General features: G+C 47.7%; 15 protein-coding genes. 2 read left to right on the top strand and 13 right to left on the bottom strand.

The annotated features are described in order from the left end of the window. Positions 1-33: 33 nt before the first annotated feature. A complete protein-coding gene (locus NZD86_RS23495) occupies positions 34-1176 on the top strand; it encodes an alpha/beta fold hydrolase (RefSeq protein WP_268047056.1) in 1143 nt (380 codons plus the stop codon). A gap of 113 nt (positions 1177-1289) precedes the next feature. On the opposite strand, the gene NZD86_RS23490 is transcribed toward NZD86_RS23495, so the two are convergent. The 6 genes from NZD86_RS23490 to NZD86_RS23465 form a co-directional block, all read right to left on the bottom strand. Continuing rightward, positions 1290-2981 carry an ABC transporter substrate-binding protein gene (locus tag NZD86_RS23490; RefSeq protein WP_268047055.1) on the bottom strand — a complete coding sequence of 564 codons (1692 nt, stop codon included), beginning with the start codon at positions 2979-2981 and terminating at the stop codon, positions 1290-1292. 167 nt (positions 2982-3148) lie between these two features. After that, positions 3149-3925 carry an alkaline phosphatase family protein gene (locus tag NZD86_RS23485; RefSeq protein WP_268047053.1) on the bottom strand — a complete coding sequence of 259 codons (777 nt, stop codon included), beginning with the start codon at positions 3923-3925 and terminating at the stop codon, positions 3149-3151. A gap of 224 nt (positions 3926-4149) precedes the next feature. Then, positions 4150-4695: a serine/threonine-protein kinase gene (locus NZD86_RS23480; protein ID WP_268047051.1), complete on the bottom strand. Its 546-nt coding sequence runs from the start codon at positions 4693-4695 to the stop codon at positions 4150-4152. A 19-nt stretch (positions 4696-4714) separates the two neighbouring features. After that, entirely contained in the window at positions 4715-5722 is a 1008-nt protein-coding gene (locus NZD86_RS23475) for a phosphotransferase enzyme family protein (protein WP_268047049.1), read from the bottom strand. A gap of 61 nt (positions 5723-5783) precedes the next feature. Beyond that, positions 5784-6911 (bottom strand): glycosyltransferase, encoded by a 1128-nt coding sequence (locus NZD86_RS23470; RefSeq protein ID WP_268047112.1) that lies wholly within the window; start codon positions 6909-6911, stop codon positions 5784-5786. A gap of 16 nt (positions 6912-6927) precedes the next feature. Continuing rightward, a complete protein-coding gene (locus NZD86_RS23465) occupies positions 6928-7599 on the bottom strand; it encodes a glycosyltransferase family 2 protein (RefSeq protein ID WP_268047111.1) in 672 nt (223 codons plus the stop codon). A gap of 142 nt (positions 7600-7741) precedes the next feature. On the opposite strand from NZD86_RS23465, the gene NZD86_RS23460 reads away from it, so the two are divergent. Then, positions 7742-8491: a carbohydrate deacetylase gene (locus NZD86_RS23460; RefSeq protein WP_268047110.1), complete on the top strand. Its 750-nt coding sequence runs from the start codon at positions 7742-7744 to the stop codon at positions 8489-8491. A 161-nt stretch (positions 8492-8652) separates the two neighbouring features. Here the strand turns inward: NZD86_RS23460 and NZD86_RS23455 are convergent, their stop codons facing one another. From NZD86_RS23455 to NZD86_RS23425, 7 genes are all read right to left on the bottom strand, one after another. Next, the gene (locus tag NZD86_RS23455) at positions 8653-8904 is read right to left on the bottom strand and encodes a hypothetical protein (protein ID WP_268047109.1); all 252 of its coding nucleotides are present in this window, start codon (positions 8902-8904) and stop codon (positions 8653-8655) included. Positions 8905-9103: 199 nt separating this feature from the next. Next, positions 9104-9397: a spore coat protein gene (locus tag NZD86_RS23450; RefSeq protein ID WP_268047108.1), complete on the bottom strand. Its 294-nt coding sequence runs from the start codon at positions 9395-9397 to the stop codon at positions 9104-9106. A gap of 15 nt (positions 9398-9412) precedes the next feature. Next, on the bottom strand, positions 9413-9631 hold the full coding sequence (locus NZD86_RS23445; RefSeq protein ID WP_268047107.1) for a hypothetical protein: 219 nt from the start codon (positions 9629-9631) through the stop codon (positions 9413-9415). Between the two features lie 28 nt (positions 9632-9659). Beyond that, positions 9660-10796, bottom strand: a complete 1137-nt coding sequence (locus tag NZD86_RS23440) for a zinc-dependent alcohol dehydrogenase (RefSeq protein WP_268047106.1) — start codon at positions 10794-10796, stop codon at positions 9660-9662. 14 nt (positions 10797-10810) lie between these two features. Next, positions 10811-11182, bottom strand: coding sequence for a spore coat protein (locus tag NZD86_RS23435; RefSeq protein WP_268047105.1), 372 nt, complete (start codon positions 11180-11182; stop codon positions 10811-10813). Positions 11183-11198: 16 nt separating this feature from the next. Next, on the bottom strand, positions 11199-11414 hold the full coding sequence (locus tag NZD86_RS23430; RefSeq protein ID WP_268047104.1) for a spore coat protein: 216 nt from the start codon (positions 11412-11414) through the stop codon (positions 11199-11201). A 191-nt stretch (positions 11415-11605) separates the two neighbouring features. Beyond that, the gene (locus tag NZD86_RS23425) at positions 11606-12946 is read right to left on the bottom strand and encodes a WD40/YVTN/BNR-like repeat-containing protein (protein WP_268047103.1); all 1341 of its coding nucleotides are present in this window, start codon (positions 12944-12946) and stop codon (positions 11606-11608) included. Positions 12947-13104 lie beyond the last annotated feature (158 nt).

The raw sequence follows: 13104 nt of genomic DNA, 5'->3' as shown, positions 1-13104 counted from the left end.
GCAACGCCATGGATTGTCACTAGGAGGATTCAATTGATCATTTTCTATTGGATTTTTGCCATGTTCTTGTTGGTCATCATCACACTTCTCACGTACAGGCGTTTCGTTCAGCAAGCCGTGTTAAAACGTTCTGTACCGCGACATTCGCCGCACGGCATCAGCACGGTGAAAACCGTGACAATTGGGGGGATTGAGCAGGCCGTCCTCATTCAAGCGCACGACTCGAGTAAACCCGTCCTCCTGTTGCTTCATGGCGGGCCCGGCATGCCAGCGCCCGGAGTTAGCTTTCGAGGAGTGGACTACGCATATGCGACAACAACTTTCGAGTTGATGAAACATTATGTGCTGGTGTTCTGGGACCAACGTGGAACAGGAAGATCATTTCATACCGACATTCCATCTGACACGATGAACTTAGAGCAGTTTGTATCGGACGCAAATGAATTAGTCGATCACCTCAGGAATCGTTTCCACCAGGAAAAAATCTATCTTGCGGGGCTCTCGTGGGGTACCGTTATCGGCCTTACCCTCGCGTCACGTTATCCGGAGAAATTCCATGCCTACGCAGCCATGGCGCAAATCGTCAATTGGAGTGAAAGTGATCAAATTTGCTACGATTGGAATCTCCATCAGGCAAAGGAAAAAGGCAATCGAAAGGCGACGAGCGAGCTCGTCGACATGGGGTGCCCACCATATCGAGACGTGAAAACATGGCTGACGCTCAGGAAATGGAACTTTATGCAGGGTGCGTTTGTCTACGAAGACGAACATATCAAGGCACCCATTTTGAAACAGTATCCAAAAACGCTGCTGTCGTCACCGGATTACTCTATCCGTGATGTACTGAGAATTTTTACGAAAACAAAAAACTCGTACACAGACCAGATGGTTCTAGATTTTTTGAAGATTGATTTCGCGGAATCGGTTCCAGTCGTAAGCATTCCTGTTTACTTCTTTCATGGACGGCACGATCATGCTGTGCCGGGCCTGTCTACTAAGAGATACTACGACAAGCTCATTGCCCCGAAGGGAAAACATTTGGTTTGGCTTGAAAATTCTGCACATATGTTCTATCCAAATGATGCTCGAATTGTAGAGCGATGCTTGATTCAAATGAGCAGTATTACGCAAGATGTCGCTCAGAACCATGAGGAGAATTCCAATTTGGTCATGTGACGGTAAGATAAGGCCGACTTCGCGTGTGATTGAATCACGGCAAAGTCGGCCCGTATCCCCTATATTAACCTATTCCCTTCTAATGACAGCCTGCCGACGTTAGTGGTTAGTGGTTAGTGGCCTGGGTCCACCCAAATATGTGTGAGCGGGTCTTCCTCAAGGTTTGAATTAATATAATACCCGTGCACCCACGGTTGAATGGCAAACGTGTACTTACCGTAATAGACTGGAACGACCGAAGCATCCTCCATGGCTTGAACGGTCACTTTCTTATACAGATCAAACCGTTTTTGCGGATCCGTTTCCGTCTGAGCTTCATTCAACCACTGATCCACTTGTTTGTTCGAATACATTTCCGAATTATTGATTGGCTGCTCAGTCGTATTGAACAGCGTATTCAAAAAGTCGAATGCATCCGGGAAACTTTGGTTCCAGTCGATTAGGAAACTCGGTTGCGTCCCCTGGCCGTTCCCAGATAAAAACGCACTCCAACTGAGCGGCTGCACGGTCAAGTCGATCCCGACGGCCTTCAATTCGTTCTGAATTTCCTCAACTACTTTCTGCGTCGTAGCATCATTACTTGAGTAGAATTTTGCATGAATTGGCAGTGACAGACCTGACGATGCAAGAAGTTGCTTCGCCTTCTCTGGGTTGTACGTGTAATCAATGGATGCCGGCAGCTGCTTCATGTATCCGAACGCGTCCGGTGGTACAGGTTGATTAGCAACCGTATCCATGTTATTTAACAGCTTTACAAGAAATGGCTTGTTGATAGCATACTCGACTGCTTGGCGTACTTTCACGTTGGTGAACGGCGCCTGGGTGACATTTAGCCCGATGTACCACATATCGCCTGTTGTCGCCGTAGTTACGTCCTGCTTCAATTTAGGATTGGCCATGAACATGTGGTATGACGACACCGGGATACCCTGCGTATTGAAGGCCAAAAATGGCTCTGACCCCTGTTGGAACTTCATCGCATCGACCTCGGTGTTCTTATTGTAAGAGAATGTCACCTGATCGAGGTACGGAAGCTGATTGCCGTGACTGTCTTTTAGAAAATAGTGTTGGTTTTTCGTCAGCACTTCTGTCGTACCGTCTGTGCTCTTCAACTCAAATGCGCCCGTGCCCATTGGCTTTGACGTCGCAAAGTTGGCATTCCCCACCGAGCTTATCCACTTTGGATCCACTGCTACAAATGCCGGCTCAGCCAATAACTGCAAAAAGAATGATTCCGGTTTTACGAGCTTGATTTGCAACGTGTATGGATCCGGGGCCGTCACACCGCTGATAGTCTTCGCTTGACCTTTGTAAAAGGCGGTGGAACCTTCAACAATCGGATACAGACGTGCCGATGCAGGAGAAGCCAGCTTCTTCGTCAGTACACGCTCGAATTCCGCGATATAACTGTTTGCTGTCACTGGGTCTCCATTCCAAAAGGTTATACCTTTCCGCAGAGTAAACGTGTACGTCTTACCATCAGGTGAAACGGTCCACTTTTCGGCCATGTCGCCGACCAGTGTATTTGTTGATCCATCATAGGTCACCAGTGGATCATACATCTCTGTAATGAGTTCATCAGAGGTCAGATCATCCGTCACGGCCGGATCGAGCGTCTGGATATTCTGCCCCATGTCGATATTGAGACTGCCCCCTTCGATAGGAGACTGGCTTGTCGTTGATTTCGAATTCCCTGTATTTCCGCCTGTCTTATTCGATGCCGGCGTGGTCGTTCCACACCCAGCCACTGAAGCCATCAAGAGAATAGCCGTTGCTGTCGCAGCCAAATTGAACAATTTACTCATGTGTTTGCCCCCTCTTTCTCGGCTACAGCGTTTCTGTATAAAATACATATATAACGTATATATATGCAAAGAAAGAAATTGTCTAGTACTTTCTCTCACATTGAACACTGTTGTAATCTACTGTATTTTTAGTTTTCTATGTATCTTCCATTCATTCTAACTGTGTCCTACGTCCAAATATACGAAATCGGTAATTCGGTCCTACTTTTCCCCAGATGGGAAAGTCCGTACAAATCTTCGATGGTCCGAAGCGTATTGAAATGATTTAAGCTCTGTCGATAGGTTCCCGTCTTCACCATGGGTCCCACATACAACGTGGGTATGACATTGTCCGCAGACTGGTCATCTTCGTCCCATGTGACGATGAGCAAGCTGTTGTGTGCTTTGGCCCATTCTGTGTAAGGACGTATGTTCCTGCGAAGCCAATTATCCGCAGCTTGCACGGACCCGCTATGCATGTCGTTCTGCAGATTTGGAATAACGATTGAGATCGTTGGCAACGTGTTGTAGTCTTTGGGAAAACTGGTGAAAGGCTTACTACTAGTCGCAGGAACATTGGAGAAATCGACCCATGGGCAGTGCTTTCGGGCATAATTCGTTCCAACCCCGAAGACCCCGCCACTTGTGCAACCGACATACCCAGTTGATGGGAGGTCTTCGGCGTACCCGGCAAAAGTCAAATGCTTTTTAAACAGTTCACTGGCCAAATTTGGCGCAGAAAACGTGTGTGGACACGAATCATTCGTCACACCTTGATTCGCCCCTGAAAACAAATCAAGGTAGTTGGGCTGACTTGGATGCTGAACCCCGTGATATGATGTAAAATTCGCCCCTCGGTGCATGAGTGAGTTGATGAAGGGGGCATTAGGATTCCCAGCAATCTCTGAATAAGAATGATTTTCCTCCACAACAATGACAACATGCGCTGGAGGGTTCTCGGTCATCCGCTTCCAAGCTGGACTGACGGAGCTGTCGGTCGCGTCTGCTGTCTGGTTCGACTTCGTAAGTGGGACAGATTTTGTTGCGGCACACCCGGTCAGGATAAGAACCGAGGTTAGTAAAACCGTGGTTATAAGCTTCTGCGTAACAACTCATCCCTTCTACTATTCATGAATCCTGTGTTGATGAGAACGTCGAGAGGATTGTTCTACATACGTTCCTGAATGGTCTAGCGAACTAGATCGTCAACAACCTCTGCCCACTTCGCAGCCGTCTTGGCGTCCAAGTTTTGAACATGCCCATAAAACGTTTCCAAAAAACCGATGCTATGCAGTCCACTTAAAAGTACATAGGGTACAGGAGAAGTTTTGTGGAACGCGTTGACTAGATCGATAATTTTGACTTTCTTGTCTTCCATGACGAACAGATGAAACGGCGCCACATCAATTCTTGTAAATCCTAAACGTTCCATTTCTTTCAATGCACTCAAAATTTGTTTGGCTAACGATTTACTCATTCGACCAGGCCCAAGTAAATACTGCTGTAATGAAGGTGCTTGAAGGTACTCGATAATGATATAATTCGGTCCACCCTCATACAGCTTGGGGATGATTGGCGATCCCTGTCCAGCTTCATAAGATGCGCGCTCCCGTACCGCGTGTTTCGGATCATCATAGTACTTTAAACACCTGTCGGGGGAGATTTGAAACACCTTTCCCTGGCGCCCTTCGCCAATTAATGGGTAGTTATCTCTCAGATACTGATAATCATACATTTAATTCCCCTCACTCGTTTTATTCGGTGGTGCACATTTCCTCAATGGTGTCTTGTCCCTCTGAAGACAACATCCACTCAATGATGGGAAGTTGCCGATCAAAATGAAAATTAAACTTCGAGACAACATTCTTGCGAAAAGCGGTGCTACAAATGAAAAACAAAGCGGATTTGGCCACAGCAAGGGGCAGCATCTTGACTTCGTCACGCGGCAATTTCCCATACCCATTCAAGAAGTTATGACAAATGTCCACTCCGGAATCGGTCGAAAAGATAGCGAAAATGTTCCAAAGTGTGTACCCGAGATCTTGAACGCGCTCTGCTCGTTGAATGAAATCCAGGTCTAGGACACAGCAGACATCTCCGTCTTCTGTGTATAACTGGTTCCAGAAATGCCAATCTCCGTGGATAATGGTTGTCGATAAAGGGTTCCGATAGGTGCCTTTCTTCCACCCATGACGAATCACTTCATAGATCCGCCGTACCTCTGATAACCGCTCCAACGACAGTTCGTCCTGCAGTTCTTGCAAGCGAGATAAACCCGTTCGCAATATTCGTTTCGAGGGGTAGTGTGACCAAAGTGGAACGGGGCCGTCTTTAAACCCCTCGAGAATCTTGTGAAATCGGCGGAATGTATGCCCACTTGACCAAACTTGCTCTGGTGATACATCGAACGCGATCGCATCGATGAACGGAGTGACTTGAACGAAGTGCCCATGGAGTTTTGAGGTGCTTCGCCCCCGCCGGTTGCGAAGTGGTATGACGACAGGAACGCCTGACCGCTTTAGCATTTTTAGAACCTCGTTCTCATAGGAGATGTGCTCACTTGTTGTACACTTGGATAAAAATCGAATGACATATATGCCGGTTAGCGTCTCGACTTTCACGTTTGCGTTGAACCCACCACCAATATCTCGATGAATGATGGTGGGTTCACCTAATCTGTACTCGGAACAGATGAGCTCAATATCTCTATCTCTATACTGGTATTTCTCAAAACAGAGTTTCCCAGGTCTATCATTCCCCATCGTGATCCCTCAATTTGTCTTGATATGAAAGCCTCAAGTCTCCTCCGATCGCCCTAAATCCTTACCGCGCGGATCCCGATTTGTTGTATAGGAGTTTATATAGATGCAGCAAATCAACGGTAACTGACCGGATGTCGAAAAAGTATTTAACGAACCTTCGGCCCTGGGTCCCCCAACTTCGGCGCGCTCTCTCGGAGCTCAAGATGGTATTCTTGATTTCGTTGGCCAACATGTCACTTGAACGGGCATATAGTCGTTTGTGATCACCAAAGTAGTAATACCACGCCTTAATGTACACATCCGGCGTGACTAAACCGAAAAATCCACGGGATCCCACCGCAACAACTGGTCGTTTACATGACATGGCCTCCAGTGCAACGCGGCCAGTTCCAACCACACAGTCGCCCAGAGCATAGAACGGACGCACATCGCGCATTGACCCAGCCAAGTGAATAAAATCTGTGCCCGCGAGTTCGTTTCTTCGTGTGGCTAACGCGCGAATCCCATCTGAGTGCCATCCGTCACCGACAATGAGTAAATGTAGATTGGGAAATCCTTCGCGTTCTCTGAGGTAGGCGCACGCTTGGATCACTTCTTCAGCGATATCCGCCTTTTCCCAAGACAACCTCCCCGCATAGACAACTATCGGTACATTCGTGGGTATCCCGTATTCCCTGCACAAGTTTACGTCGATGGGCTGCAGGCGGTAATAATCCGTATCGATGCCATTGGGAATCAGGATGGAAGGAATCCGATGCTTCCACAACCAATTCTGTATTGCGGGACTGACACTGATAAATGCCGCCTGTTCGGCCATATCAGCCAGCGTCGAAATTTTGTAATACGATCCATGAACACTGAACAAAAACGGAATACCCTTGTCTTTTGCTAACGAGATCGCAAAAGGAGCGCATCCGGTCTGGTGTGCGTGGATCAGATTAATTCCTTCATTGTTGACAATTTGATTCAGGTCACTGTTGATCTGGGCTCGATTCTCCTGATCAAAATCCAGTACATACACAGGGCATCCAAGTTCCAGGAACAGCTGGTGCAAAGGCCCATCGTCACCGAGAACGACCACGTGTACCCCCTGTTTCAACAGCTCTCGAGTCAGGGTGAATACGTGCGTTTCGGTCCCCCCCACTAAAAAGCTATCTAAAATCATCAACACGCGTAGGTTGGATTCCATACCAACACACCTCTGTCTATTGATAAAACTCCTTCGATCGCTGTAACGGATGGTCCCGATAGTAGTAAAGAACCTTAGGTATGTTTTCGATTCTTGCACCTTGAGCGAAAAATTTGACTATGAACTCATAGTCTTCCGCCCCGTCAACTCTACGCGTCATCCCGCCGCACCGGTCGAACCAATATGCTCGAAACAAGATGGTTCCATAACAGACGCAGTGACCGCCCGAACGGTAAATTTTCTCAATATCTCCGCCATAACCGATCCAGTTCGCGACTTCTTGATTACCGAAATCCCCAGTTGGAAATGTGGCATAATTCGTCCCTACGAGATCTACATTCGGATGTTCGCGCAAAAAGCGAACCTGCTTTTCGATCCGCTTAGGATGGGATATGTCGTCCGAATCCTGCATGGCGATGAATTCACCTTTTGTCATAAAAAGCCCCGTCGTCACCGCGCCGGAGAATCCAACATTTCGCGGCAATCGGACATACAGGACGCGATGGTCAGAACGATATCGTTGCATGATTATGCCTGTCTCATCCGTCGACCCGTCGTCAACAACGACAAGCTCAATGTCTGCATACGTTTGCGTGAGCAAACTATCTATACATTCACCGATATACGAAGCGCTGTTATATGCCGGAATAACGATGCTTACCAGATTTGCATCTCTTGAATACCCCATCCTGTCCCCCCAAGTCTTTGTTTTCTATAAGTACACGCCGATTGTGTACGACGACACGGTAGTATGTCCCCACTGCACGAAATACCGGCCGCATACACTGAAGAAAACTAGTCCCCGGCGGTGAACCAAGGTGGAAAAGTATTTGATCATTAACGCGGACGACTTTGGATTGTCACCCAGCGTCAATCAAGGAATTCTTGAAGCCTACGAAATGGGCAGTGTCTCAAGTGCCACGATGATGGTGAATCTACCCGGGTTCCAGGGAGCCGTTGAGATGTCGCGGGCAACACCAAACTTAGGCGTGGGTTTACATTTTAACCTCACGTATGGAAGTCCCATATCGGCCCCGGAGGAAGTTCCGTCGCTTGTGAATGACCGAGGTGAGTTTTCGAGGAAACCCGATAGGTGGAAGAAGCGAGATGTTTGGTTTGAACTCAAGAAACAGTGGAACCAGTTATTAGAGAACCATATCACCCCTACTCATCTCGACTCTCATCAGCACATTCAAATATTTCCTGCCGTCTATGAATCGATGGTGAGACTCGCTCGAGAGGAAAACGTGCCCATGAGGAAAGTAGGTTGGGAACCTACAATTACTGGTGTAGTACATCCGAAAAGTTCAGATCGATTCATATTGGACGTGTATTTTGAAGACGATGGACGTACAAGACTGAAACAACACCTAAAATCCTTGCAGCCGGGGGTGACAGAACTAATGTGCCATCCGGGGCACGTCGATGAATATGTATATCAAATTTCAGAGTGGACCGAGGTGAGAGAAAAAGAACTCGGGGTATTTTGTCATTACAAAGTCCCCTATTGGATTAATAAATACGGAATTCCCCTCATCCATTACGGAAATTTGGAGAGCGTGTCCGACCGTCCTCGTTAAAGGGACAGGTTCGCAGGTAACATTCGAGTTGGGGAACCTGCGTCCTGAAAAAAGCCGACCTGCGAAATAGGTCGGCTTTCCATGCGCTTTTTTACATTTACCATCCTGTATCAGGATGCTTGTGCTTCATCAAAAGCAATGTTAAACACCGCAAGTGACTCTTAAGCACCGTGATCGTCGCTGACGGCACGAATTTTACTAATCTTGATCCAAATCCGGTTCGGGTTTTCGATGGGAACGCCGCTGGAATTGGACTCGACTTCCACATTCGTTGTCAATACGACAAATTCATTACCCACGTGCCGTACCCGACCTTCCACATGGAAACCATCGAGAAATACGACAACTCGAACGCCGAGTTCCTTGAAGTCGCGAAGGAGTTCACGGATATAATGTTGATGACTATGAGACATGTCTCGTCACCTCCTTTTGTTCGGACTTGCTCTATTACATGCTGGACACTGCGGCTTCGGCATGGACAAGCGGATGATTGCAATGAACCATTTTTCAAGGTTCCTATATACCGAACCCCTGAAACAACAAAAAACGACAGTCACATGTAGACTGCCGCTTTCGCATTGCTATGCTGTTAGAAAAGTTTCGCCCGAAGGCTCACTGCATGTTCAGTGCTGTCTGGGCATTTTCGATATCCAGTTGAATTTGTTCAGGAGCGTTGTACGCGTGGTACCAGCCTTGTTTCATCATGTAGGCTGTGATTTGTTCATGGGTGCGAATAGCATCTTGAAGGTGCTGTTCAAGTACGGTTCTGACCTCGTCCGACGCAGTTTCCGTCAAAGCGATTGCGTAGTTGCGGACACCAGTTTTGGCCGAGATAAGTAAGTCTGTAGCGACAACTTGATCCGTCATTCCAGCCGTTCCAGTGAGATTCTCGAGAATTGGATTCAATCGTCGTCCCTCCTTTTATTGAGCTGCCGTGTTCTCTTGGACTTGAGATAGCAGGCCCTGTAAGTCCTCTATGTGTCTCTTGTCCGTTTGGGCACACGTGTCGAGTAGTCCATTCAACTCATTATCACTAACCAGCGACTGCATTGTGACTGACTTCGTCATACAGACGTTCTTAAATACCAGCAATTCGTGTACTTCCATTGTTTCATGCGTCGCAAATCCTTGTTCAGCCATCAATAACACCCCAGTTTTCTGAAAATTGTTAAGGCTTCAAGACAACCTTAATGCACCCATCGCTTCTCGAGTCAAATATCTCGTATCCATGTACTGCCTCAGATAGAGGAATGGTGTGTGTGATGACATCGCCGGGATCCACTTTGCCCTCTGTGATCAACTGGTACATGTACGGCATGTAGTGAATAACCGGGGCTTGCCCAGTTCGTATGTTAATGTTGCGGTTCATCAAGTGCCCAAGTGGGAAGGCATTATATCTTGCACCGTAAACACCTGTAATTTGAATTGTTCCCCCTCTACGTACGGCCTCAGTTGCGATCTCAATAGCGCCCATCGATCCGCCTTGCAGTTTTAATGCCGTTTCCAGAACTTCCACGGGTGTCATTTTCCCGTCCATCCCCACGCAATCAATGACTACATCGGCACCGCCCTTGGTCAGTTCATTCAAGTAGACACCAGTGTCCTGCTGTTGTTCAAAATTAATAATTTCTACATTGTTGGTACGCTTTGCGTGATCTAAGCGGTAATCCAAGTAATCGACAGCAATAACTCGTTTAGCACCTTTGAGCCAAGCGAATTTTTGCGTCAGTAGTCCAACAGGCCCACATCCAAGAACAATGACTGTGTCACCGTCTTTGATACCCGCATTGTCCGCTGTCCAATAAGCCGTGGACATTGCATCGGCGATGAGTGCTAATCTTTCGTCCTCGACCTCACAGTCGTCTGGGATCCGAAAATGGGTAAAATTAGCGAAAGGCACTCGCATGTATTCAGCTTGCCCGCCCGCGTATCCACCCGTTGTATGTGAGTAGCCGAAAAAACCGCCAACGTCTTCGTAGGGGTTCGCGCGTTCACATTGACTTTCTAGCTCATGAGTACAATAGAAACATTGACCACACGCCACGTTAAACGGGATGATCACCCGATCCCCTTTTTTCAAATTGGTTACCTCTGGTCCAACTTCTTCGACAATTCCCATCGGTTCATGACCAATGACAAAATCCTTCGGCATGTTGGGAATCATACCGTGAATTAAGTGTAAGTCAGAACCACAGATGGCCGTGCTGGTCACTTTGACTATCATATCGTCCGGCTTACGAATCTCCGGATTTGGAACCTCTTTTACTTCCACGTTTTTCACACCCTGATACGTAACCGCCTTCATAAATGCTTCTCTCCTCAGTTCGATTTCTGTGGTGTGTCAAATTTTTCGATGATCGAAGCACGGTCGTGGAACAACGGCATATTAGCAACTTTCTCTGTCACTCGAGCCGATTTGATATCTAACTGGAACTGCTCATTTGGATCGTATGGATGTAGCCATCCTTTGCTGACCATAAGTTTGCTCAACTTTCCGTGCATCTCTAGACCTTGGTTTAGTTGATTGTGAATGACGGTTCTCGCTTCAGGCGTTGCGATCTCAGTCAACGAAATCGCGTAATTGCGTATGCCGCTTTTCACAGTGAGCAAAAACTCTAATGCGATCGATTGATCCGCCAATTCAATCATGTTCGTGAAGTTTTGCAAATCTAAATCCATTCCCTGATTCATCCACGTTCACCTCCGACTATTGCAATTTTGCTCTTGATAGTAAGTTTTCCAGTTCATTCATATGTTTCAAGGATTGTTGTAAATCTTGCTCCATTAGGGCTTTCAGGTCTCTATCGACAACCATTCCTGCCATTCCCTTGCTCTTTGCCGCACAAATGGTCTTAAAGTTCAATGCCTCGTGTACTTCCATCGCCTCATGTGGACCCAGTAATCGTGCTCGCTCGTCTTGCATCGTGTCACCTCCTTGATCATCGTTGCGAGTTTTCCCTTACAGCATGGGATAATGTAAATTTAGAAGAGTACAAAAACTCCCATTAGTTGCTTACTATTCATCTATAGGAAAAGGACTGCCTATGCCAGGCAGTCCTCTGTACCGTATACGGAATCTAACCTTCACCGCACCCTGCATCGCACCATTCCTATTCAAGGACCCATGACCTTTGCATCAGCCCACGTAAATGTTCCATTCACTGTGACCTTGACGAGTGCGGTCCGCTTGTAGTCGCCAGTCTGTAGCAACATCCAGCCGAACGTATCAGACATAAAGTCCATGGAAAGAACGCGTGGATACGCATGGAGAATGGATTCAAGTGACGAGGAATGGATGGTTCGCCAGGTGAACCCGCCGTCCCACGTTGCCATGAGTCGCTGATCGTTGATGGTCCAGCCATAGTCGGAGTTGATAAAATGTGCCGGAGTTCCGCTGTAGTCCGCCGTTGCATCATCCAATTCGTCTGAGAACCAAGATTTGAAATGGGCTCCTCCGTCAATTGACCGGAATGTTCCAATCCTCATTTGTGCCTTTCCATTCGTGATTCGTTCATATCGAACCAGGAATGACCCTTCCTTTTCCAGGATGACGGGCTGGAACACACGAACGGCCTTCCATCCTTTCAGCCCTTGAGGCGGTGGCAGTGTTTTCCCAGCCCATGTGTCTCCACCGTTGTGACTCATGTAAAAATGAAGGAGCCCGTCACTTGTCGTGGCCACCAGCCAGCCGTCGTTTGAGTTCGTGAAACGTACAACTGCCTGTGCACTTGCTGGTAGTCCCGTAGTCCGTGTACCCCCGTTTTGAACTTTTAGCGGATAGAATTCCGTTGCGTTATTTTCTAACCGATAGAATGACGGTTTGGTCCCGCCACGAAGTAATATCCAACCGTGCTGATTGCCAACCATGTTGACGCTTTCGATCTGCATACCACTCTGATCCAGAGACAAAGATTTGGTGGACCAGTGATGTCCTCCGTCGGACGTGTGAAGGGCTAGCAGATTTTTTCCGATAAGGCCGAACACGTATACCGATTCCGGGTCAACAACTTCTACACCCGGATTCTCCAATTGACCACTCCCCGCGGATAACTGTGCGAGGGTCCACGGTGTTGGGAGCGTGATCGGGAACCACTGTGCTCCCCCGTCCATCGTCCTCTGCATGGTAAAAACACCGTTGACAAATCCCCAACGATATCCTGTATCTTCTCCGGTCATGGTCAAGTTATATAGTGTGTTGCTCTTCTGCAAGGCTCCGATGGCCGAAGTGGCTGGAATATTCGCCTGATGAGGTTTCTGCAACGCGAGCCCAGCTTTGTCATGATGCGTGTCTCTTAACGATGTCCGTGTATCTCCACCAAATGCACCATACGAGTCAGCAGCACCTTGTGCGTGATCCGGGTTATCCGTTAGGTTCGTGCTGTTATCTGCACATCCCGCTAAGCCCATGATAAGGGACGCGGTGAGCAAAGATGCCAATCTCTGCCGTCGACGCATTACTTACCTCCTAACCGTCACAACCGTAAGTTGTAGCCACGACTTTTACCTAGGTTTTTCATGTCGATATGAGGTTATGCAGGAGAATCATTCCCCGAATGTTCGTGAGAAAAATGAAACGACCCGAGCGAACCGTGACACCGCGTCAAACGTACATT

It is taken from the genome of Alicyclobacillus dauci (assembly GCF_026651605.1).
In the GTDB taxonomy this organism is placed as follows: domain Bacteria; phylum Bacillota; class Bacilli; order Alicyclobacillales; family Alicyclobacillaceae; genus Alicyclobacillus; species Alicyclobacillus dauci.
The sequence above is the reverse complement of the archived record's forward strand: the minus strand, read 5'-3'. Positions and strand labels throughout refer to the sequence as shown.

Bases quoted from the DNA above. Each gene is read 5' to 3' on its own strand.
- NZD86_RS23435 (WP_268047105.1), bottom strand. From the start codon at position 11,182: ATGAATCAGGGAATGGATTTAGATTTGCAAAACTTCACGAACATGATT.
- NZD86_RS23485 (WP_268047053.1), bottom strand. From the start codon at position 3,925: ATGACCGAGAACCCTCCAGCGCATGTTGTCATTGTTGTGGAGGAAAAT.
- NZD86_RS23480 (WP_268047051.1), bottom strand. From the start codon at position 4,695: ATGTATGATTATCAGTATCTGAGAGATAACTACCCATTAATTGGCGAA.
- NZD86_RS23430 (WP_268047104.1), bottom strand. From the start codon at position 11,414: ATGCAAGACGAGCGAGCACGATTACTGGGTCCACATGAGGCGATGGAA.
- NZD86_RS23455 (WP_268047109.1), bottom strand. From the start codon at position 8,904: ATGTCTCATAGTCATCAACATTATATCCGTGAACTCCTTCGCGACTTC.
- NZD86_RS23465 (WP_268047111.1), bottom strand. From the start codon at position 7,599: ATGGGGTATTCAAGAGATGCAAATCTGGTAAGCATCGTTATTCCGGCA.
- NZD86_RS23475 (WP_268047049.1), bottom strand. From the start codon at position 5,722: ATGGGGAATGATAGACCTGGGAAACTCTGTTTTGAGAAATACCAGTAT.
- NZD86_RS23445 (WP_268047107.1), bottom strand. From the start codon at position 9,631: ATGGCTGAACAAGGATTTGCGACGCATGAAACAATGGAAGTACACGAA.
- NZD86_RS23425 (WP_268047103.1), bottom strand. From the start codon at position 12,946: ATGCGTCGACGGCAGAGATTGGCATCTTTGCTCACCGCGTCCCTTATC.
- NZD86_RS23490 (WP_268047055.1), bottom strand. From the start codon at position 2,981: ATGAGTAAATTGTTCAATTTGGCTGCGACAGCAACGGCTATTCTCTTG.
- NZD86_RS23470 (WP_268047112.1), bottom strand. From the start codon at position 6,911: ATGGAATCCAACCTACGCGTGTTGATGATTTTAGATAGCTTTTTAGTG.
- NZD86_RS23440 (WP_268047106.1), bottom strand. From the start codon at position 10,796: ATGAAGGCGGTTACGTATCAGGGTGTGAAAAACGTGGAAGTAAAAGAG.